This is a genomic window from Streptomyces violaceusniger Tu 4113 (assembly GCF_000147815.2).
Classification (GTDB): domain Bacteria; phylum Actinomycetota; class Actinomycetes; order Streptomycetales; family Streptomycetaceae; genus Streptomyces; species Streptomyces violaceusniger_A.
The window spans coordinates 8,779,176-8,797,960 of record NC_015957.1; the positions used below are offsets into that span (position 1 = coordinate 8,779,176).

Below are 18,785 nucleotides of genomic sequence, written 5' to 3' on the forward strand. Positions count from 1 at the left end.
GGGGCTGCTCACCCATGCGCTCTGCCGGTCCGCTACGGCTTCGAGTGCGTCGCCCTCGGCGACGGCGACGCCCCGGAAGCGGGAGCGGGCCTGCGGACCGGAGGGAGCGTTCGTCGTGTCAAGGAGGCGCGACGGCCCTCACCGAAATGGGGGGCGATCAGCCGTACCGGCGGAGCGGGTCGCGGGTACCGTTCTGAGTGTCGAGGCCAGAACGGAGTTCAGCATGCCGCAGAGCATCGAGGAACACACCGGCGCACGCATCGCTCGCACCCGCCGCGAACGCGACCTGACCCAGCAAGGTCTGGCCATGCGCGCCAACGTCTCGAAGTCCCTGCTGTCGAAGGTCGAATGCGGCCAGCGGCCCGCCTCGCCCTCACTCATCGCGGCCTGCGCCCGCGCGCTCAGCGTGACCACCTCGGACCTCCTCGGCCAGCCGTACACCCAGGAGCTTCGGCGCGAGCGGCTGGACGAGGTCATACAGCCCATCCGGGTCAGCATGGAGAACTGGGACATCCCCCTCGACTGGCAGGTGCCGGCCCGCCCGGTCACGCTTATCCGTGCCGACATGGAGAAAGTCCTGGTGCAGCGGCGGCAGGCCGAGTACCTGCCCATGGCTGTCGACCTCCCAGCGCTCATCGACGAATGCGTGCAGGCCATACACACCACCAGCGGCGAGGAGCGCCGCCAGGCCCATGAATGCCTGGCCTGGGCGTTCCGATGCGTCTTCACGCTGGCCTGGTCCTTCGGATACGTGGACCTGGCCACCGTTGCCCTGCAACGGCTGGACTGGGCGGCGCCACGCGCCGACGAACCGGGCCTTGCCGCCATGTACGGCTATCTGCGCGCCCAGACCACCCTCTCCTCCAGCCGGTACGACCTGGGCATGCGCATCGTGGACAGCACCCTCCGGGACCTGGAAGGTCAAGCTTCACGGAGTGCGGAGGGTCTCGCCGCGATGGCTGGCGTCCTTCAGCTCCGGGCGGCTGTGATCGCTGGCCGCATGAAGGACCCCGATCAGGTCGAGGCCCGCGTAACTGAGGCCCGCGAACTGGCCCAACGAACCGGCGAGACCTCGGCCTACGGCGTGGGCTGGGGTCCGACGAACGTCGGCGTCCACGCCATCGCGATCGCCTGCGACCTGGAGGAGTACGACCAGGCGGTCCAACTGGCGGACGACGTACGGTTCCCCAAGCGCTGGGACCGGTCCCGGGCAGGGCATCACTGGCTGGACCTGAGCAGGGCCAACGTATGGACCGGGGATTCGGCGCAGGCACTCGACTGCCTGCAGAAGGCGCGCCGGACGGCACCGCAGCAGACGCGGTACCACCCCACGACCCGCGAGGCGGTCATCGCCCTGCGGTCACGTGAGCGGTCGCGCAGCAGCGAACTTGCCGAGTTCGCCGCCTGGATCGGCCCGTAGCACGGACAATCGCCATCAAGTTGCACAGTTCAGTGCAACGTGACACCTCGCCAGGTCGGCACGATGTGACGGTCAGAACACAGACCGTGCACGGAGCCGACCATGACGACGACCAGAAACCTGCCGTGGACACCGCCGAACACCGAGGACATCGAGCCCTTACCGGTGGGCAGATGGTGGGACGCCGTCTCCGCGCCCACCAACGTCGCGGACCGCGCACTGGAGCTGCTCGGGCGGGACTCGGGCGCGGTGATCCAGGACGGCACCTACGGCAAGACCTACTGGCTGATCGGCACCGGCACCGCCCGTAGCTGGTGCCTGCGCCAGATCCGCGTACTCACCGAACTCGCCGACGAAAGCACCCTCCTCGGCGTACCACCCGCCGCATGGGGGCCCGAACACCGGACACACTGGCGGATCCCGCTCGGCCCCGCCCGGTATCTCACCGACCCCGACCACCTGGCCCCCGCCCTGCGCCAGGCCATCGACGACGTACTCGGCCCCGTCCCAGAAGGCCGCCAGCTCTGCTACCGCTGCCAGTTACCCACCGACGAACCGGTCCCGGTCACGATGGAGCACAGCGGCAGCGTCGCCAGCGCCACCATCTACGCCTGCCCCACCCACGCCCGGGACTACCCGCGCGACGCGCTAACCCAGGCCGCCGCCATGCGCCGAGCCCTCGACCAGAGCACAACCCGATGACAGCCGCCGAACACACCCCCGAGCAGACCACCGACCCCTTCGCCGACCAAGCCTGGCGCGCCGCCATCGAACACGCCGCAGGCTGCCCGGCCTGCCGCACACCCAGCGCCGAATGCGAGACAGGCGAGCGGCTGCTACGCGCCTACGAGGCGGCCACGCGGCAGGCCCGGTCGGCGGAAGCCATGTGAGCCACCGCCGACCCGCACAGAAAAGCCCTGCGCCCCGGCCGGGGCGGGACTTCACACGGACGGACGCCCAGGCGCCCGTACTCAGGAGGTAAAACCGTGACTGTCGAGAACAAGCACAAGGGTGATCCCGCCCCGATCAAGCCGTGGACGCCCCCGCCGCCGCCCCCGCCGGACGGCACACCACCCCCGAAAGGGAAGTGAGGGCCCATGCACGAGGACTGGCGACCACGTCACACGGCACTGCTGGAAGCCCTCGCCGCGTCCGGTGAACTGCCGCACGCATGGCACTCGGCCTTTGACGCTGTCCCGCGCCACCACTTCATCCCCGGCGACATCTGGGAACAGCGGGGCACCTGCGTCCCCGTCACCACGGACGCGGCCTGGTGGGACCTCGTCCACCGGGATGTGCCGATCGTGACGCAGGTGGACGACGGGCAGAGCGACGGCCCGGGAATCGCGACCTCGTCCAACTCCATGCCCACGATGGTGGCGCGCATGCTCACCGCGCTCGAGGTCGCGGACGGGCAGCGGGTGTTGGAGATCGGCACCGGCAGCGGCTGGAACGCCGCACTCCTCGCCGCGCGTCTGGGGAGCGGGAACGTCACCACCGTCGAAGTCGATCCGGTGCTGGCGGAGAAGGCCGCGAAGGCCATCAAGGAGGCGGGATACAGCCCTGACGTCGTGTGGGGCGACGGCGCACAGGGGTGGGAATCCGGGGCGCCGTACGACCGGATCATCGCGACCTGTTCGGTGCGCCGCATCCCCCACGCATGGGTGCGGCAGACCACGCCGGGCGGGCTCATCCTCGCCCCGCTGGCGGGGGACTTCTGGTCCGGGACGTTGGTACGGCTCGACGTCGGGGGCGACGGGTTGGCCACCGGCCGGTTCGTCGGCGGCGCCCGGTTCATGCCGATGCGCTCGGAGCGCCCCGGCCCGGACCTCCCGGTGGACAGTGGAACCGGGCGGCGCGGCAGCACCGGCCCGCTTCCCGCCGACACCATGACCGGCCTCGGCTTCGCGCTCTACGCAGGCGCGAAACTGCCGGGCGTGGTCATGGCCGACGGAGCACCGGAGAGCAGGTATCGGATCTGGCTGCACGATCGAAACGGGTCGGCGGCCACGGTCACCGACGAGGAGGTGTGGCAGTACGGCCCACGCCAGTTGTGGGAGGAGGCCACCGCCGTGCACACGGCATACGTGAACGACGGCAGCCCGGACTCCGGCGAGTTCGGGCTGACCGTGTCCCCCGGCGGACAGCGGCTCTGGCTCCGCTCACCTGACGCACCCGTCGGCTGACGGACGAATGCTGACGGACGAATGAGGGGGCGGCACCTCCGCACAAGGTGCCGCCCCCTTTGGGCTGACCTGCATCGAGCCCGAAGCTACGGACCGATAGGGCACTTTGAGGGCACAGGCGCCAGGATTCCCTCCATCAGGTCGGCCGTGTTGTCCTCGTCGTCCTCCCACAGATGGACGTAGTAGTCCAACGTGATCGATGGCTTAGCGTGACCGAGGAGCCGCTGCACCTTCTTCACCGTGGCCCCGTTCCGGATGAGGACGGAAGCATAGAAGTGGCGAAGGTCGTGCAGTGTCGTACCCGGAGGGACACGCAGCGGCGACCCCCACTCCTCCAGCAGCCGGTCCGCGCGCTTCACGATGCGGGCCCATAGCTTCGCCCAGGATCCCCGGCGGACCGGAGCGCCGGCCTCGCTCAGGAACAGCAGCTTGGCGTAACGCCACACAGGCTTACGCGGATCCGTGCGGTCCTCGATCCACACCTCGCGGGGCGGGCGCAGCTCCCGGTGCACCTTGATGGCGGCGACGGTCGACGGCGGCAGCGGCTGGGTGCGGTAGCTCTTGTCAGTCTTCGGGAGGCCGAGGTACGGCACACCCTTGTCCGGGCCCACCAACTGCTGGTCGATCGTCACCGTCATGGTGTCCAGGTTGACGTGATGGTCCTCCAGTCCGAACACCTCACCGCCGCGCAGCCCCGTCGAGGCGTCCAGGTGGATCGGTGCCCGGTAGCATCCGCCCGCCGCCTCAATGAGCGCCTGCACCACCAACGGTTCAAGGGGCACGATCTCGTCGTGCCGAATCTCCGGCAGATCGATGCCGCGGCACGGATTGGCCGTGATGATTCCGTCGATCGCCGCGTCCGCCATGATGCCCGCGAGCGCGTTGTACGGAGTCCGCAGACTGATCGGCTCCAGCACCTGTGAGCGGTTCTTCACCCAGGCCCGGATGTCCGACCGCTTGATGCTCCCGATCGGCATCTTCCCCAGGATCGGATAGACGTGCAGCCGCAGCGCCCGCTCGACGTTCGAGTCGGTGCGCTCCCGATGGATCGACGACTCTCGCCACCGCTCGGCAACCGACCGGAAGTCCTCGCGCTGTGTCGCCCGCTCGACGAACGTGCCGGTGTCCAGGGCGTGCGCTACCTGGTTCGCGCGCTTCTTCGCGTTCGCCTGCTTCTCGAAGTTCTCTTTCTCCTGCTTGCCAGTCGGCGTCCGATAGCGCACCTGCCAGCGCTTCCCCATACCGTGCTCGGCGCTCGGCACCAGCAGTTGCCCGGCGGCCTGATGCTCGCCGCACGGCTCGGCACCAGCTGGCGGCCGAGCCAGATGCCACCGATCGACTACCTTCGCCACCCTGCCCTCCGTCCTCAGGTGCGCCATACCCGGCGCATCTCGCGTTCTGCCCCAAGTGTGCAGGTAACGGGCACGCATACGTACCCTTCAAGGACGAAGGCCGGACCTGATTCGAGCGGGTCCGGCCTTCGCTGCACTCAGTTCCCTGAAGGAAGTCAGTCCTCCCGGTCGAACCGTTCGTGGGCTCGCTCCGCCCCACGCTCAAGCCGGCGGTATCGCTTCTGGTTCTCCTGGTCCACCCGCTTCTCGCGACGCCAACTGGTAACGGCGCGCGTCACCAATTGCTGGATCTGCTCCTCGGTGAGCCCCTCATCCAGTGCGTCCTTCACCGCGTGGTCAACGTCCGTCATCGCCTCCTGCACACCCTCGGCATGCCCGAGCGTCAGCCGATTTGGAGGCAATGCATTCTCCGCCCGGAACCTGGCTTCCGCTTCTTGGTGATCACCAAAGCGAACGGAGTTTTCATCCGACAGTCGCCAGATCTCCCCGAGGGGAAACTCTCCGAGCGCCCAGCTCCAGACTTCCCACGGCTCCAGGGCGAGCTCTGGCAACAAACGCAGGAACCGGACGTCCGAGCCGGAGACCTCCTCTACCTCGTAGAGCTCGTCATTGTCGGGGCGCTCGACAGCTCCTGGAGGCGGGCCAAGCAGCAGCCTGGTCGGCGTCACCTCCAGCGCCACGGCCAGGGCCATGAGGTCATCGACATCGATCCGCCGCTGAGCTTGCTCAAGTTTGGTGATGCCCGACGGGAGGATCGGCCGGCCGAGCTTGGACAGACGCTGGGACAGCTCCCGCACTGGGATGCGGCCCCTAAGCCTGGCCACCTCCTTCGCTACGCGCTGGCCTACTACGCCGAGCCTTGATGATGTTTCCATAACGGGAACGGTAGTTGCTACTTGACGAACACGCAACGCTTGCCGCAGTCTGTTCCCATCTTCCAACGTTATGTTTCCAGAAAGGAAACAGCATGGGGTCTACCCAAGCTGCCCAGAACAGCAGGCGCCCCCTCGCCACACCGGACGAACTGGCCGTCTACCTGGGCGTTTCGAAAGCGACCATCTACCAGTGGTCCTCGCGAGGCGGCGGAGTGCCGCTGATCCGCGTCGGCCGCCACCTCCGCGCCCGCTGGACCGACGTCGACGCCTGGCTGCAGCAGCAGGTGGAGCAGAAGACCCGAGCCTGAACCACTCAGGGAGCTGCTGGGGGCAGCGCCCGACCGAGTAGAAGCCGCAGCCCACGGCCCTCGCAGAAACGAGCCAGCCATGACAGCCACACACAACGAGGAAGGCACCACCGGCCGAGTCCCCCGCAGCCCACTTGGCCAGTGGCCCATCCCCCGCACCGAACTCCCCTCACAGGAAGACGACATCCGCGCCCGCTACAACCACGAGCGCGCACGCTTCCACCTCACCCTCGGCGCCATACGCGCCGACCTCGAAGAGCAGCCCAGCCCCAGCCAAGTCCGCGCGGCGAGCCGCCGCTGGATCGAAGCCATCGCGCAGATGACCGACGAGGCGGCCAGGGCTGCACAGCGCAAGGGTGCCCAGAGTGCCCCTCTCCCCCCACGCGAACACCTGATCCAGCTCGACGAAGAGAGCCGTTCGTGAAGAGCACAACCGGGCTGAAGCCCCAATCGATTCGCGTGGTCCGCCACCGTCAGCTCGCTTGTGTCGCCGGAAGGAGCGCCGCATGAGAAATGCCTACCTGCGCGTTGCTTCGGCGCTGGAGGAACACGGCAGCAAGGGACGCGGTACCTCCTGGCAATGCATCGCCCACGAAGACCGGAGCCCCTCACTGTCCCTGCGTGAGGGCGAGAAGGGTGTGGCGCTCAAGTGCCATGCAGGATGCGCCACCGAAGACGTGGTCAGCGCACTGGGTCTCACCATGGCGGACCTCTTCGATGAGCCCCTGGAGAATCGCCAGCGCCCGCAGGTCGTGGCCGAGTATCCGTACACCGACGAGCAGGGCGAAGTCCTCTTCGTCGTGCGACGGCTGGAGCCCGGATACGACGGCGACCGGAAGACGTTCCGGCAGTTCCGGCCGGACGGGACCCCGGGCACCAAGGGCATCCGGCGCGTCCTCTACCGGCTCCCCCAAGTCCTCGCCGAAGCGGCGGCTGGCGGAACCGTCCTCGTCGTGGAAGGCGAGAAGGATGTCGACACCCTTGCCCATCTCCACGTGGTCGCCACCTGCAATGTGGGCGGCGCGGGGAAGTGGAGCGACAACTACACGGCGAGCCTCCGCGGCGCGTCCAACGTCATCGTCATCGCCGACCGCGACGAGCCCGGCCGCAAGCACGCCGAGACCGTCTACCGGTCCGTCATGGCAGCAGGCATCCCGGTGCAGATCCTCGAGGCCGCCAAGGGCAAGGACGTGTCCGACCACCTCGCCGCAGGGCTGGACTATGACGCACTGCGCACCCCCGAATGGCATCCCACAAATCCCGGAACTCAGAGCGCGTCCCAAGATGCGGACTCGGAGGATGGTTCTGGGAGTTCTGGGACGCATTCCGGGACGCCCGCTTGGGAGGAACCCGTCTCCCTCGACAGGCGGGCCCTGCCGCCGTTCCCCCTGGACGCCCTCGGCCCGCTCGCCCCGTTCGTCAACGCGACCGCCGAGAGCCTCCAGGTCCCTCCCGACATGGTGGCGTTCGCCTGCCTGGCGACGATCTCCACCGCGACGGGCGGGCGCCGCAAAATCCAGGTGAAGCACGGATGGAGCGAGTCGACCGCCCTCTACCTCACCGCGCTCGCCGACTCGTCCGAGAAGAAGACGCCCGCGCTCAACGCCGCATGCGATCCGCTGCGCGACATTGAGACCGAGCTGATCGAGGCCGCTCGGCCAGAGGTGGAGGAGACGCGGCAGGAGATCCGCATCACCGAGCGGGCGATGGAGGCCGCCGAGAAGATCGCGGGTGGTGGTGGCGGCAAGTCGGCCGATCGCGAGGAGGCCAAGGCCGACGCCGAGGCGGCCCGGGAGAAGCTGCTGGAGCTGGGCGAGAACCCGGCTCTTCCCCTGATCCTGGTCCGGGACATCACGCTTGAGGCCCTCGCGCTGCGTATGGCGGAGCAAGGCGGGCGCCTCGGTTCCCTCGCTTCCGAGGGGGGACTGTTCAAGATCGCGGCCGGTCTGTACGGCAACAACGGCAAGGCCAACACTGACCTCCTGCTGGAGGCGTACACGGGCGGCCCGTACAGCATCGAGCGCATCGGCCGCCCCGATCGGCGCATGCCCTCCACGTTCCTGTCCCTCGGGATGATCATTCAGCCGGGCATGGTCGCCGGGCTGGAGAAGAAGAACCCCGAGTTCCGGCAGTCCGGGTTCCTTGGCCGCTTCCTGTACGCCAAGCCGGCGCCCACCGAGTACGACACCTTCGACACTCCCGAGGTGCCGTTCGCCGTGGCGGACGAGTACGCCCAGCGCATCCGCGCCCTCGTCGGCAAGGTGTGGAACACCAAGGACGTCGTGATGATGCGGCTGTCGCCCGAGGCCCGCGCCGAGTTCGGCCGCTTCTATGACGCCTTCGCTCAGCGCCGGAAGCCTGGCGGTGATCTGCACGACATTGCCGACTGGGCGGGCAAGCTCCGCGGGCAGCTCATCCGCATCGCCGCCTGCATCACGCTGTTCGAGGACCCGCAGGCGCAGGAGATCAGCCTCGACCGCGTCCAGGCCGCTATCTCCATGGCCCCCTACTTCATCTCGCACGCCCGAGCCGTGTTCGACCTCATGGGCAAGGACCGGGAAGGCGCCCTCAGGCCGCTCCGCGACCTCCTCTCCTGGCTTCGCAGCCGCCCGGACCCGGGCGCCGACTTCTCCGCGCGTGACGCCTGGCAGGCCCTCAAGGGCCGCGAGTGGGCGGAAGACATGGACACCATGAACGGCGTGCTGAAGGACATGGAGCAGCACGGATGGATCGCCTACCGCCCCATGCCCGACTCGGGCAAGCCTGGCCGCAAGCCGTCCTCGCGCTTCGACGTGCACCCCTGGGTCGCAAGCCCGCCAGTGCATCCCACAAATCCCACAACCCACCCGTGAGCCCACTGTCCGAGATGCTTCCGCAGTTCTGGGAGTTCTGGGACGCGATTCGCACTGGACGCATATTGAAGGAGAGCCGCATGATCCCCGCGACGCAGCCCCACAAGGCCCACTACAAGCACCAGACCGACGGCCCCGACGGCAAACCCCAGGTCCACTACTCCACCAAGCCCGTCATCGCCTGGGACGGCGACGGCGCTGCACTCGTCGCCGACGAAAGTGGTCGACTCCGACCCGCCTACGACTGGTCCAACTTCCACCATGTGGCGCCTGCCAAGGGACCTGTCGTCGCCGCCCTCCCCGGAGACGGCTGGCGATCCGAGTTCACCTTCGAGGGCTCCCTGCACTCCTGGCCCATCGCCGCGTGGCTCGTCCGAGACGACGGCGAATGCGAGCCGGCGACCGTCGACAGGGACGGCTTGATCACTGACCCCACTACGGCCGGCAACTTCACCCGCCTCTTCCACCCCGACGAGGAGGTCGAGTCCGGTGAACGTGAATGACGTGGTGGCCGAGCGGATAGCCGCCGCCCGTCGCCGCATCGAGGCGGCCAGGCAGCGGCGGGCCACCCTCGCCGCCGCCCGCCAACGCGGCCTCGCCCAACGGCACGCCGCCAAGCTCCGCAACCTCGAAGCCTCCCGGCAGCGGGAAGCTTCCCAACCCACCGAGGAGAACCAGTGACCACCGTTGCCACCGTCCGAGACACCGGCCAGCTCGACGACATCACCGCGGCCGACATCGCCAACCTGTGGAACGCCGCCTACCCCACCATGCGAACGATCCTCACCGCCTCCATCAACGAACTCCGCGACAGGATCCGCCGCGAGGGATGGGCCCAGGACAACCTGCTCAACTCCGACGGGGGATCCGACCGCGACCTCGGCGCCAAGGTCGCGCGGCTGGAGAACCTGCGGTGCAGCCTTGGCCAGCTCGACCGCGGCACCTACCGCGGATGCACCCGCAGTCCCGGAGGCTTCAGCGCCATTCACGCCTACTGGGCGGTGCGAGACGTCCTCATCGCCACCTCCATCAACGACCGCGACCTCGCCGCCGTGTACGAGCTGGCCGCCATCCTTTCCCGCACCTCCGACGCCCGGCAGCGCGAGCTGGCTGCACGGCGCAGCGGCTGACCCGCACAACAACGGCCGGGCCCGCGGACATCGGGCCCGGCCACCCACCCAGCATCCCGCAGTTGCGAGGTCCCCGCGGGACCTAACAAACCCGAAGGAGCCCGCCATGGCCACCAACGACCTCACCGAAGCCGAGGCCACGGGCCCTGTCGGCTACATCGCCCTGTGCCTCGCCCACGTCCGCACCGGCCACGCCATCACCGAACTCGACACCGGCCTGGTCATGTACGTGCCCCCCACGCAGGCCGACGTCGACAACGCCCGCCACATGGCTGAAGTCCTAGCCCGCACCGCCTGATCAAACCCCTGTCCCCCCAAACCGAATTGAAGGAGACCGCCTGATGTCTGGCGAGACCGTCATCACCCTGATCGGCAACCTGGTCGACGATCCCGAGTTGCGTTTCACCCCGTCCGGTGCGGCGGTCGCGAAGTTCCGCGTGGCGTCGACACCCCGCACCTTCAACAAGACGACGAATGCTTGGGAGGACGGCGAGAGCCTCTTCCTCACGTGCTCGGTGTGGCGGCAGGCGGCCGAGCATGTGGCCGAGTCCCTCGCCCGCGGCATGCGCGTCATCGTGCAGGGACGCCTGAAGCAGCGGTCCTACGAGGACCGCGAGGGCGTGAAGCGCACCGTGTACGAGCTCGACGTCGACGAGGTCGGCCCGTCCCTGCGCAACGCCACGGCGAAGGTCACCAAGGCCACCGGCAACGGTAGCCAGCAGCAGGGCCAGGCCGACCCGTGGGCCGGCGCCAAGCCCGCCGCGCCCAACGGCCAGGCCCAGGGCGGCGGGTGGTCAACCACCCAGCAGCAGCCCGCGCCCGCCAGCAATGGCGACTCCGAGCCCCCGTTCTGATCAAGCACCGTGAGGTGGTCAGCCTGACCACCTCACCGGCAGGAAGGACCCGTCATGACCGAGAACGAGATCCGGTGGCTGGCGTTGGGCTTCACGCTCGGCCTGTACGTGATGCTGGCGGCGCAGATCCTCGGCGGCATGCTCGACGACCGCCGCGACCGGAAGGCCCTCCGGGCAGCCGAGACGAGGTACGCACTGGTGCGTACCCCTGGCGGTGACCAGCATGAGTGAGTGCCTGCTGTGCGAGAGACCGTACCGAGACGGCCGACTGTGCCCCGGCTGTACGCGGGGGACAGCCGAGCGCCTCGGCCGCATGCCGAGCCTGTACGGGGCGCTCGCCGCGTTCCTGCAGCCCTCTGCGGGCAGAGGGCAGGGGCGCCGCGTGCGGGCCGTAGAGGCACCTCTGCCAGTCTCTGAGCCCGTGCTGACCCTTCGGGGCCCCGGCGGCATCGTCGGCGTCCTGGAGGACTGGCGCAGCGTCCTGCATGCCGATCTCGGCTGGACCGAGCCCGAGCCCCGCGGCGCCATCCACGAGCGGGTGGCAGAGGCGGCAGCCCGGCTGACCGACAACGTCCTGTGGATCGCGTCCAGCTGGCCACTGGCCGGCGCCTTCGCCGAAGAACTCCGCGATCTCGAACGGTCGGCGCTGTCGATCGTCAGCCCGCCCGAGAAGACCCGCCGGATCGGCCAGTGCCCGACCCTGCAGAGCGACGGCACCCGCTGCGGCGCCGTCCTCCGCGCCCCGCACGGCGTCACCCAGGTCAGCTGCCCTTGGTGTCGCCCCACGCATCCCCTCCACACCTGGTACGCGATCGTGCGTGCGGACCAGGCAGAGCAACGGGCATCCTGACGGATGTCGCAGGAAGAGGCCCCACCCGGTCCGCCGGGTGGGGCCTCTTTGTGCGTCCGTGCGCCCTTGCAGTTGGCCGCCCAACGGCGGGACCCTACGGGCACCACGACGAGGAGGCGCACCGTGATTCTGTCCGAATGCGATCACCAGTGGGTTGGATGGAGTGGCAAGCTCCGCTGCCGGAAGTGCGGCGCCACTCAGTGACTCGCACGCTCTGGGCCGAGCTGCCCGTCGATGTTCGCGCCGCCGTCACTGCCCACACCGGGCCCGTCACGGCGGCGCTCGACGTGCCGCACGGCTACAACTGCACCCACGCCAGCATCCTGACCACAGCCGCCGGGGACGTCTTCGTCAAAGCGGCGCCCGCTGCCGAGGCTGCCGCCTTCCACGACCGGGAGGAGGTGGCCGCGCCCTTCACCGCAGGCATTGGCCCCCGGCTCCGTCAGCGTGCCCGTCGCGGGGCGTGGGATGTGCTCGCCTTCGACGCTGTTCCGGCCGCACGGCATGCCCACCTCGCCCCGGGCTCGGCGGACTGCGCCGTGCTCGCCGGGCTACTCCAGGCCAGCACCACCCGAACGGCCCCCGGCAACGTGCCCCCATGGACCAGCCGCTGGGCCGAGCACGCCACACCCAGCGAGGCCGCCCTGCTCGACGGCCGCACGCTGGTGCACGGGGACATCAACCCGCACAACGTGCTCCTCTCCGCCGGCCGGGCGTGGCTCGTCGATTGGGCGGCTGCCTGCCGAGGGCCCGCCTGGGCGGACGTCGCCGAGGCTGCGATCCGGCTGATGGAGGAGGAGCACACGGCGCGGGACGCGCACGCCTGGGCCTCCCGCATCCCGGCCTGGCGGGACGCCGACCCCGCAGCCGTCACTGTGTGGGCTGATGTCTGCTGCCGGGCGTGGGAAGCTCGCATCGGCCCCGCGGATGCAGCATCGTCCAATGCCCGCCACCAGGCCCTCGCCGCCGAAGCCGCGTCAGCGGTCGCACACTGACGGCACAACACGGTAGGCCCCACCCTCACGGGTGGGGCCTACTTCGTGCCTGGGGTCAGCCTCCGTTGTACTGCCAGCTGCTGCCGGTGCCGCGGTACTCCGAAACCGGGATCGGGTCGACGCCTTCTCGCATGCGGGCCCGGTACAGCAGGCCGTGCAGGTGGTCGACCTCGTGGGCGACGAGCCGCGCCATGCCCCGCTCGAAGATGGTGATGCGCTGCTGGCCGTCGATGTCCTGATGCTCGACGCTGATCGCCAGCGGGCGGGGCACCTTGCCGCGCACGTCGAAGAACGACAGGCACCCCTCGTACTGCTCGTCAGCCTCGGGGGATTCCTCGACAATCCGGGGGTTGAGCAGCGTCAGCGTCTCGCCTTCGGGGGTGCGGACGATCGCGGCGGCCCGGTCGATGCCGATCTGAGGGGCGGCTACCCCCATGCCCTTGCCGAAGACGTGCACGGTGGCGGCGCGTTCGGCTGCCGAGATGAGCTCGGCGACGACGCGGCGTGCGTCCTCGGCTTCGTCGGGCAGGGCGAATGGGCGGGCGGTCTTGGTCAGGATGGGGTCACCTTCCTGGACCATGCCGATGTCGCGCATCCTCTCGCTGGCTGTGGCGGTCATGGCCTGCTTGGTCTCCTTGGTCCTTGGGTCGTTGCGGAACTTCCATTCGAGCCGATAGCGGGCGTGCAGGGGCGGATCCTCGGTACTCCACGCGAAGACGCGCCGCCCGTCCTCCTCCGTCTGCCGTATGGCTGTTCGGAACGGGAGGGCCGCGGCGGTCATCGTGGTCTCGGTGCCCCACACCACGGGGTCAAGGGCGGCCGGGAAGTCGAGGCGCACCGAGAGCCGCTGTGTCGGCAGCCGTACCGCGCGCTGAAACCAACTGCCCCACTTGTCGTCGCCGACGGTATAGCTGTACTCCAGCCAGACAGACTCGCCCGGATAGAGCGGGTAGCGGCCGTGCTCGTTCTCGAACAACAGCCAGAGTTCCTTGAACGCGTCGCGGTCGTGCTGGACGCGCCAGCCGATCGGCTCACCGCTGACGCTGGCACTCAGGTTGATCTCTTCCCAGGTGAGCGGGTTCTCGCGGTAGTGCTGGTTCGATCGTTCCGGGTTGCCCGGGTAGCGGTCGACGGACACGCGGACGAGGTAGCGGGTCACCGGGTCCGGGCTGTCGTTGTAGAGGCGCCGGCGCTGGGTGGCCCGGTAGGTGTGCCCGTCGTAGTACAGCGAGGTGTCTTCGTGCTCGACGGTGAGGTTGGCCGCGTGGGGCTCGCCTGCCGAGCCGTCGGCGGGCTGGTGGTGCGTCACCGGGTCTCGGCGGTGATGGGTCTCGAGGTCGGCGAAGGCCCGGCGGATGGCGCCCCCGGCTCGGAGCGCCGTGTCCGCCGCGTCAGCGAAGGCTGCAGAGGGCCGCTGCTGGCCGCTCTCCACCTTGGACACGTAGGAGGGCGTGTATCCGACCGGCTTGGCCAGGGCGGACTGTGACACCCCTCGGACGTCGCGCCAGCGCTTCAGCTCCGCGATGAAGCCTTCGGCCGGGTGCTGATCGGTGGGCATCGTGCGACTCCCGCCTGTGAATACGAATGAGCTGTGAGTGAGCGGCTCTCATCATGTCGGCACACCCCTGCACGGCGCTTTCCTCGAATGGATCAGTTCCAGCGATCAGGAACGGAGGGCGCCGTGCGTGCATCACGACGGCTCGCGATCCGGGGTCGGAGTCGACCAAGGGCCAGCAGCTGGCCGGTCGGGCATCTTGGCGCCCGGTCGTCGCATGTACCAGCGCATGAACTCGCGGAGGACTTGCGCACGTGGGCTACGCCCCGCCTCGGGATGGGCGGCGCGAGCGGCATCACCGAACGGGAACCACTCGTCGTCAGGGGCTCGGAATCTGCGTGGCGTGTCGTACTTGTTGTCGTCAGTGGTCTCGGGCGTCATGCCCTGAGGATACTGACTTGTGGCCACAACCAGCAATGTTCGGTCAGCCACTCTCGTTGCTACAAGATTCTTTGCCGCATGACTTGCGCTGTAGCAACAAGCAGGTCTAGCTTCGTTGCTACAAGGCGGCCCCCGCTGGTGCTACCAACACCAAACGAGGGCCTAGGTCAGACCCTTCTGTCACAAGGAGTCCAACCGTGAGCTCTACCGTACCCAACCACCTCAGCCAGGTCACTGCCGCGAAGGTGCGTGCCGCACTGCCGGGCATCCCCCAGCAGCCGGCCCGCGAAGCGGCCGACCGGAGCGACGCTCCGACCCTGAGCCCGGCGCTCGTCCAGGGCCAGACGATCTACATCGAGTGCCCCGACTACTGCCAGGCCGACCACATGGCCGAGGACATCGCGTTCATCGGCGACATCGACCACGGCACCATGCCCGTGGTCCTGGCCGTTCCGACGTACTCGGGTGAGGTCGAGAAGGTCCTGGATGCCCGGCTCATGACCGTTGACCACTCCGGGGAGTGCCGCACGGTGTTCGCGCTGGATGGCATGGGTGATGGCGAGAGCGCGGAGCTGGACGGCACGCAGGCGCTGGCGTTCCTCGACCAGTACATGGCGCACGGCGAGAAGCTGAAGAGCCTCGTGCAGCAGCTGATCGCCATCGAGGCCGCCGAGGGTGCCCGGTGAATCCGCATGGGAGGGCCGTGGAGTCGGCCAAGGCGGCGTTGGAGGACGCCGAGCTGCTCGACATGGGGGATGACCGGGCTGTTGCTCAGATGGTGGGCAGGCTTGAGGTCGTCGTGAGGTCGCTGCTCGGCCTGGTCGAGGCGCAGCCGAAGTCGGCCCGCCTGAAGGTCCAGCACGACGAGGAGTTCCTCAACCTCGCCCGTGCGGCCCGCATGGAGATCCACGCGGCCATGGGCAGCCTCAGGCGGCTGGACGCGTTCGAGCAGGCACTGACCGGCATGGTCGAGTCGAAGAACGGGGGCCAGGGATGAGTACCCCCGACAAGACCCCGGTGGCGCTGGATGCGGATGCGGTCGACCTGGTCGTGCAGATCCTCGCCGACGTGCTGAAGGCCGAGGAGAACGGCACCTACGTGCGGCACACCTACCGCCGCATCGGGGAGCTGGAGCGCGGCATCTCCACGGCCCTGACGGTCATCACCCACCTCGGCCGGCCGGAGGTCGAGCGGTGAGCGGCACGGCTACGACGGTGCGGCGCCCGACCGAGGGGGCGGCCATGGCGGGCGGCAAGTACGCCCGCCCCTTGCCCCCGCTGCCCACCCTGTTCGAGGGCCTGAAGACCGCCCGGGCCATGCACGACCGCTACGGCGTCCGCCTCTTCCAGGCAGCCATCCAGCGGTCCGTGGGCCGGACGATGGGCGGTGCCCGGTGAGCGGGGCGCGGCGGCATCCGGTGACCGGCAAGAAGGACTGGCTGCACAGCAAGGCACGGGCGATGGTCCGCGTCTACGTCGCCGAGCGGGACGGGGCCCGCTGCCACTACTGCCGGACCCCGTTCCCCGAGGATCTGGTCGGGGCGACGCTCGACCACTACGTCCCGTACAGCCTGTGGCCGATGAGCAAGCCACGGAACCTCGTGCTCGCCTGCGCCCCGTGCAACAACGCCAAGGCCGATGCGCTGCCGCTGACGCTGGCGTGGCTGCTGCTGACCGCCGACCAAGCCCTGTACGCCCCCGCGGCCTGACGGTTACCCGATCCGCCCGACCTTGCACTCCGGGCGGTGAGGGGGGCTTTCAGACCCCACCGCCGACTGGCGGGCCCGCCCCCGGGGCCTAGCGGGGACGGTACCGCCAGCCGACAACCTCTAGCCCCGCCCCAGGGAGGCACCCCCGGGGCGGGCCGGAACCACCTCTGCTGAGGAGAGGAACCATGAGCATCATCCTCGAAAAGCCCGCTCTGAGCGAGCCGGGCATGGTCCATATCAACGTGCCGGTGCCGGTCAACCGCGACATGCTCGCCTATGCCCTCGCCGACACCGACGACGGCAGCTGGGGCCCCCTGGACGGCTTGCCGGTGGAGTTCATCCGCGACTACGTCGGGGTGACCCTCGCGGGCCGCGGGATGCTGATGCTGGATCAGTACTCGCATCTGGTGTGGCGGGACACCGAGTGTGATCCGTCCCTGCGGGCCTACGTCGAGTCGGCGTTCCGGGCCATCGACCGCGCCTACCCCGAGCTGGCCCCGGCGGTGACGGCATGAGCTGGCAGGAGAAGGTCCCGAACCCGGAGCGGTACGCCCCGGGTAGCCCTTGGTCCACGCACGAATGGGGCGACGACCCGTTCTGGGGCGACTCGTGCTCGTTCTGCGTGACGTGCGGAACGCCCTCGTTCAAGGACGAGGCGCACGAGCCCTGCCAGGGCCCCGGCGCGGCGGCGAACCACTCGATGCCCTCCGCTGTCCTCGTCCGCCCCAAGGCTGGGATGCGGGCGGTGACGGCATGAGCGGCATTCTGATCGACGAGTGGACGAGCCGCACGGCGTCCATGCTGCAGGCCGCCCTGCGCATGACGAACGACCGGTTCGCCGAGCACCTCGGCGTCTCCGTCCGCACGGTCTCCCGGTGGAACGTACAGCCCGACTTGGTGCTGAAGAAGGAGACGCAGGAGATCCTCGAGACCGCTTACGAGCGGGCTCCCGAGAAGGCGCGCGCCCGGTTCGCGTTGAACTTCCCGCCCCCGGTCGAGCCCCCGCCGCCCCCCGCCTCGGTGCCCAACGTGGTCGTGGAGCTGGCCGTTCTGCAGACCCGCATGGAGCAGCTGCAGACCCAGCTCGACCAGCTCGCCGCGGCGCAGCGGGAGATGACGCTGCTGCGGGTCCGCATGGAGAGCCTGTCCCGGCTGGCTGAGGTAACGGGAGGCGCGTCGTGAGTGGCGTGGTCATCGATCAGTGGACGGGGCGCACGGCCAGCCTCTTGCAGGCCGCGTTCCGCATGACGAACGAGGGCTTCGCGGAGTACCTGGGGGTGGCCGTTCGCACGGTTGCCGCCTGGAACGTGGGCCCGCACATCAAGCCGCGGTCGGAGATGCAGCGGCTGCTCGACACCGCCTACGAGAAGGCGGACGAGACGACGCGGTCGCGGTTCGCGCGGAACTTCGCTCCGGTCGAGCAGCCGGCCCCGGCGATGTCGAAGGAAGCCGATCGGATCGTGTCGGCGATGGCTGGCGAGATGACCATGCTGCAGGCCCGCGTGGACGTTCTGCAGCAGCAGGTGGCCCGGCTGTCGCGGGCTGTGTCGTAGCAGGTCGCATCCCAACGACCCCTCTGCTTCGCGGGGTGGTCCGGACCCTCCTTCCATGGGGCCCGGCACACCCCGGAGCGGGGTGCATCACCGCCCCGCGAGAGGGCCGTTGGGAGGGTCGTTGTTGCAGCGCGAATCCCTAATGCCCCCCCGTCTGCGAGAGGGGTCCGCGAGGCCCGCATCGCGGCAGCGTGCTACCGATCTATCCCCTCGTTCCGGGGGCCCGTGGGAGGGCCCGGAACCGTTGACGGTAAAGGGCTCCGACACCCTCACGGCCCTTGGGGGGAAAGGGCCGCAGCCGTCCCGGGAACGACGGCTCAACCAGCCTCGGCGACCACGCCGTGAGGGCGCCGCATCGACCGCGGCCCGAGGCACGCACCACCCACCCGACACCACCCATCGAAGGGACACCCATGACCGACACCCAGACCCCCGCCCCTGCCGTCACCGCCGAGCAGTCCACCAACTGGCCGACCGCCGCCTTCCAGCTCGCCCGGGTCGAGATCTGCGCCGGCTATCAGCTCGCCGTGGTCGACACCACCCCCACCGCCGGGCATCTGGACGCCGCGCTGCGGCACCTGCGGGCCGCCGCCGACAGCGTCGGCAAGGAGGACACGGCCCGCATCCTGAGTGCTCTCCGCGCGGTCAACAAGGAGCTGTACCGCATCGCCCGCGGAGTCGGGCACAACACCGTGATCTGACCCGGCCCTTCCGTCCCCCACGGGGAGCCCGTGGGGGAGCGGTGGGGCCGGACAGTCCGACCCGG

28 protein-coding genes are annotated in these 18,785 nt (G+C 69.3%); 25 read left to right on the top strand and 3 right to left on the bottom strand.

Annotation, left to right across the window (positions count from 1 at the left end):
• Positions 1 to 223 precede the first annotated feature (223 nt).
• From STRVI_RS36135 to STRVI_RS36150, 4 genes are all read left to right on the top strand, one after another.
• A complete protein-coding gene (locus STRVI_RS36135) occupies positions 224 to 1,420 on the top strand; it encodes a helix-turn-helix domain-containing protein (RefSeq protein WP_014060516.1) in 1,197 nt (398 codons plus the stop codon).
• Between the two features lie 102 nt (positions 1,421 to 1,522).
• Positions 1,523 to 2,122 (top strand): hypothetical protein, encoded by a 600-nt coding sequence (locus STRVI_RS36140; RefSeq protein ID WP_014060517.1) that lies wholly within the window; start codon positions 1,523 to 1,525, stop codon positions 2,120 to 2,122.
• Positions 2,119 to 2,310: a hypothetical protein gene (locus STRVI_RS36145; RefSeq protein WP_014060518.1), complete on the top strand. Its 192-nt coding sequence runs from the start codon at positions 2,119 to 2,121 to the stop codon at positions 2,308 to 2,310. The genes STRVI_RS36140 and STRVI_RS36145 overlap by 4 nt, the downstream gene beginning before the upstream one ends.
• A 207-nt stretch (positions 2,311 to 2,517) precedes the next feature.
• Entirely contained in the window at positions 2,518 to 3,606 is a 1,089-nt protein-coding gene (locus tag STRVI_RS36150; protein ID WP_014060519.1) for a methyltransferase domain-containing protein, read from the top strand.
• An 86-nt stretch (positions 3,607 to 3,692) separates the two neighbouring features.
• On the opposite strand, the gene STRVI_RS36155 is transcribed toward STRVI_RS36150, so the two are convergent.
• Together STRVI_RS36155 and STRVI_RS53835 are read right to left on the bottom strand one after the other, a co-directional pair.
• Positions 3,693 to 4,958 (bottom strand): tyrosine-type recombinase/integrase, encoded by a 1,266-nt coding sequence (locus STRVI_RS36155; RefSeq protein WP_014060520.1) that lies wholly within the window; start codon positions 4,956 to 4,958, stop codon positions 3,693 to 3,695.
• Positions 4,959 to 5,113: 155 nt separating this feature from the next.
• Complete coding sequence (locus tag STRVI_RS53835; protein WP_208949199.1) at positions 5,114 to 5,833, bottom strand: hypothetical protein; 720 nt, start codon at positions 5,831 to 5,833, stop codon at positions 5,114 to 5,116.
• Positions 5,834 to 5,925: 92 nt separating this feature from the next.
• On the opposite strand from STRVI_RS53835, the gene STRVI_RS36165 reads away from it, so the two are divergent.
• From STRVI_RS36165 to STRVI_RS36210, 11 genes are all read left to right on the top strand, one after another.
• Positions 5,926 to 6,141, top strand: coding sequence for an excisionase family DNA-binding protein (locus tag STRVI_RS36165; RefSeq protein WP_014060522.1), 216 nt, complete (start codon positions 5,926 to 5,928; stop codon positions 6,139 to 6,141).
• A gap of 79 nt (positions 6,142 to 6,220) precedes the next feature.
• Positions 6,221 to 6,565 (top strand): hypothetical protein, encoded by a 345-nt coding sequence (locus STRVI_RS36170; RefSeq protein WP_014060523.1) that lies wholly within the window; start codon positions 6,221 to 6,223, stop codon positions 6,563 to 6,565.
• A gap of 82 nt (positions 6,566 to 6,647) precedes the next feature.
• Positions 6,648 to 8,993 carry a DUF3987 domain-containing protein gene (locus STRVI_RS36175; RefSeq protein ID WP_014060524.1) on the top strand — a complete coding sequence of 782 codons (2,346 nt, stop codon included), beginning with the start codon at positions 6,648 to 6,650 and terminating at the stop codon, positions 8,991 to 8,993.
• An 80-nt stretch (positions 8,994 to 9,073) separates the two neighbouring features.
• A complete protein-coding gene (locus STRVI_RS36180) occupies positions 9,074 to 9,496 on the top strand; it encodes a hypothetical protein (RefSeq protein ID WP_014060525.1) in 423 nt (140 codons plus the stop codon).
• Positions 9,483 to 9,674: a hypothetical protein gene (locus STRVI_RS36185; RefSeq protein WP_014060526.1), complete on the top strand. Its 192-nt coding sequence runs from the start codon at positions 9,483 to 9,485 to the stop codon at positions 9,672 to 9,674. Before STRVI_RS36180 ends, STRVI_RS36185 begins: the two co-directional genes overlap by 14 nt.
• A complete protein-coding gene (locus STRVI_RS36190; protein WP_014060527.1) occupies positions 9,671 to 10,123 on the top strand; it encodes a hypothetical protein in 453 nt (150 codons plus the stop codon). The genes STRVI_RS36185 and STRVI_RS36190 overlap by 4 nt, the downstream gene beginning before the upstream one ends.
• Positions 10,124 to 10,229: 106 nt before the next feature.
• Positions 10,230 to 10,421 carry a hypothetical protein gene (locus STRVI_RS36195; RefSeq protein WP_014060528.1) on the top strand — a complete coding sequence of 64 codons (192 nt, stop codon included), beginning with the start codon at positions 10,230 to 10,232 and terminating at the stop codon, positions 10,419 to 10,421.
• Positions 10,422 to 10,464: 43 nt separating this feature from the next.
• The gene (locus STRVI_RS36200) at positions 10,465 to 10,977 is read left to right on the top strand and encodes a single-stranded DNA-binding protein (protein WP_014060529.1); all 513 of its coding nucleotides are present in this window, start codon (positions 10,465 to 10,467) and stop codon (positions 10,975 to 10,977) included.
• Positions 10,978 to 11,031: 54 nt separating this feature from the next.
• Positions 11,032 to 11,208 carry a hypothetical protein gene (locus STRVI_RS53115; protein WP_014060530.1) on the top strand — a complete coding sequence of 59 codons (177 nt, stop codon included), beginning with the start codon at positions 11,032 to 11,034 and terminating at the stop codon, positions 11,206 to 11,208.
• A 190-nt stretch (positions 11,209 to 11,398) separates the two neighbouring features.
• Complete coding sequence (locus tag STRVI_RS36205; RefSeq protein ID WP_106685779.1) at positions 11,399 to 11,827, top strand: hypothetical protein; 429 nt, start codon at positions 11,399 to 11,401, stop codon at positions 11,825 to 11,827.
• 200 nt (positions 11,828 to 12,027) lie between these two features.
• Positions 12,028 to 12,822 (top strand): phosphotransferase family protein, encoded by a 795-nt coding sequence (locus STRVI_RS36210; RefSeq protein WP_043237074.1) that lies wholly within the window; start codon positions 12,028 to 12,030, stop codon positions 12,820 to 12,822.
• A 55-nt stretch (positions 12,823 to 12,877) separates the two neighbouring features.
• On the opposite strand, the gene STRVI_RS36215 is transcribed toward STRVI_RS36210, so the two are convergent.
• Positions 12,878 to 14,380, bottom strand: coding sequence for a peptide deformylase (locus STRVI_RS36215; protein ID WP_014060533.1), 1,503 nt, complete (start codon positions 14,378 to 14,380; stop codon positions 12,878 to 12,880).
• Positions 14,381 to 14,955: 575 nt separating this feature from the next.
• Between STRVI_RS36215 and STRVI_RS36220 the strand changes: the two genes are divergently transcribed.
• The 10 genes from STRVI_RS36220 to STRVI_RS36265 all read left to right on the top strand — a co-directional run bounded on the left by STRVI_RS36220 (position 14,956) and on the right by STRVI_RS36265 (position 18,720).
• Complete coding sequence (locus tag STRVI_RS36220; RefSeq protein WP_014060534.1) at positions 14,956 to 15,444, top strand: DUF6907 domain-containing protein; 489 nt, start codon at positions 14,956 to 14,958, stop codon at positions 15,442 to 15,444.
• The gene (locus STRVI_RS36225) at positions 15,441 to 15,755 is read left to right on the top strand and encodes a hypothetical protein (RefSeq protein WP_014060535.1); all 315 of its coding nucleotides are present in this window, start codon (positions 15,441 to 15,443) and stop codon (positions 15,753 to 15,755) included. The genes STRVI_RS36220 and STRVI_RS36225 overlap by 4 nt, the downstream gene beginning before the upstream one ends.
• Positions 15,752 to 15,955 carry a hypothetical protein gene (locus STRVI_RS36230; protein WP_014060536.1) on the top strand — a complete coding sequence of 68 codons (204 nt, stop codon included), beginning with the start codon at positions 15,752 to 15,754 and terminating at the stop codon, positions 15,953 to 15,955. Before STRVI_RS36225 ends, STRVI_RS36230 begins: the two co-directional genes overlap by 4 nt.
• Entirely contained in the window at positions 15,952 to 16,155 is a 204-nt protein-coding gene (locus STRVI_RS36235) for a hypothetical protein (protein ID WP_014060537.1), read from the top strand. The genes STRVI_RS36230 and STRVI_RS36235 overlap by 4 nt, the downstream gene beginning before the upstream one ends.
• A complete protein-coding gene (locus tag STRVI_RS36240) occupies positions 16,152 to 16,466 on the top strand; it encodes an HNH endonuclease (protein ID WP_014060538.1) in 315 nt (104 codons plus the stop codon). Before STRVI_RS36235 ends, STRVI_RS36240 begins: the two co-directional genes overlap by 4 nt.
• Before the next feature lie 185 nt (positions 16,467 to 16,651).
• Positions 16,652 to 16,981, top strand: a complete 330-nt coding sequence (locus STRVI_RS36245; RefSeq protein ID WP_014060539.1) for a hypothetical protein — start codon at positions 16,652 to 16,654, stop codon at positions 16,979 to 16,981.
• On the top strand, positions 16,978 to 17,223 hold the full coding sequence (locus STRVI_RS36250) for a hypothetical protein (RefSeq protein ID WP_014060540.1): 246 nt from the start codon (positions 16,978 to 16,980) through the stop codon (positions 17,221 to 17,223). The genes STRVI_RS36245 and STRVI_RS36250 overlap by 4 nt, the downstream gene beginning before the upstream one ends.
• On the top strand, positions 17,220 to 17,648 hold the full coding sequence (locus STRVI_RS46755) for a hypothetical protein (protein ID WP_014060541.1): 429 nt from the start codon (positions 17,220 to 17,222) through the stop codon (positions 17,646 to 17,648). The genes STRVI_RS36250 and STRVI_RS46755 overlap by 4 nt, the downstream gene beginning before the upstream one ends.
• Positions 17,645 to 18,019, top strand: coding sequence for a hypothetical protein (locus STRVI_RS36260; protein WP_014060542.1), 375 nt, complete (start codon positions 17,645 to 17,647; stop codon positions 18,017 to 18,019). Before STRVI_RS46755 ends, STRVI_RS36260 begins: the two co-directional genes overlap by 4 nt.
• 413 nt (positions 18,020 to 18,432) lie before the next feature.
• Positions 18,433 to 18,720 (top strand): hypothetical protein, encoded by a 288-nt coding sequence (locus STRVI_RS36265; RefSeq protein WP_014060543.1) that lies wholly within the window; start codon positions 18,433 to 18,435, stop codon positions 18,718 to 18,720.
• Positions 18,721 to 18,785 lie beyond the last annotated feature (65 nt).

Excerpts from the sequence above, each read along its gene's own strand:
- STRVI_RS36135 (WP_014060516.1), top strand. The coding sequence starts at position 224 with ATGCCGCAGAGCATCGAGGAACACACCGGCGCACGCATCGCTCGCACC.
- STRVI_RS36140 (WP_014060517.1), top strand. The coding sequence starts at position 1,523 with ATGACGACGACCAGAAACCTGCCGTGGACACCGCCGAACACCGAGGAC.
- STRVI_RS36145 (WP_014060518.1), top strand. The coding sequence starts at position 2,119 with ATGACAGCCGCCGAACACACCCCCGAGCAGACCACCGACCCCTTCGCC.
- STRVI_RS36150 (WP_014060519.1), top strand. The coding sequence starts at position 2,518 with ATGCACGAGGACTGGCGACCACGTCACACGGCACTGCTGGAAGCCCTC.
- STRVI_RS53835 (WP_208949199.1), bottom strand. The coding sequence starts at position 5,833 with ATGGAAACATCATCAAGGCTCGGCGTAGTAGGCCAGCGCGTAGCGAAG.
- STRVI_RS36165 (WP_014060522.1), top strand. The coding sequence starts at position 5,926 with ATGGGGTCTACCCAAGCTGCCCAGAACAGCAGGCGCCCCCTCGCCACA.
- STRVI_RS36170 (WP_014060523.1), top strand. The coding sequence starts at position 6,221 with ATGACAGCCACACACAACGAGGAAGGCACCACCGGCCGAGTCCCCCGC.
- STRVI_RS36175 (WP_014060524.1), top strand. The coding sequence starts at position 6,648 with ATGAGAAATGCCTACCTGCGCGTTGCTTCGGCGCTGGAGGAACACGGC.
- STRVI_RS36180 (WP_014060525.1), top strand. The coding sequence starts at position 9,074 with ATGATCCCCGCGACGCAGCCCCACAAGGCCCACTACAAGCACCAGACC.
- STRVI_RS36195 (WP_014060528.1), top strand. The coding sequence starts at position 10,230 with ATGGCCACCAACGACCTCACCGAAGCCGAGGCCACGGGCCCTGTCGGC.
- STRVI_RS36200 (WP_014060529.1), top strand. The coding sequence starts at position 10,465 with ATGTCTGGCGAGACCGTCATCACCCTGATCGGCAACCTGGTCGACGAT.
- STRVI_RS53115 (WP_014060530.1), top strand. The coding sequence starts at position 11,032 with ATGACCGAGAACGAGATCCGGTGGCTGGCGTTGGGCTTCACGCTCGGC.
- STRVI_RS36215 (WP_014060533.1), bottom strand. The coding sequence starts at position 14,380 with ATGCCCACCGATCAGCACCCGGCCGAAGGCTTCATCGCGGAGCTGAAG.
- STRVI_RS36230 (WP_014060536.1), top strand. The coding sequence starts at position 15,752 with ATGAGTACCCCCGACAAGACCCCGGTGGCGCTGGATGCGGATGCGGTC.
- STRVI_RS36245 (WP_014060539.1), top strand. The coding sequence starts at position 16,652 with ATGAGCATCATCCTCGAAAAGCCCGCTCTGAGCGAGCCGGGCATGGTC.
- STRVI_RS36250 (WP_014060540.1), top strand. The coding sequence starts at position 16,978 with ATGAGCTGGCAGGAGAAGGTCCCGAACCCGGAGCGGTACGCCCCGGGT.
- STRVI_RS46755 (WP_014060541.1), top strand. The coding sequence starts at position 17,220 with ATGAGCGGCATTCTGATCGACGAGTGGACGAGCCGCACGGCGTCCATG.
- STRVI_RS36265 (WP_014060543.1), top strand. The coding sequence starts at position 18,433 with ATGACCGACACCCAGACCCCCGCCCCTGCCGTCACCGCCGAGCAGTCC.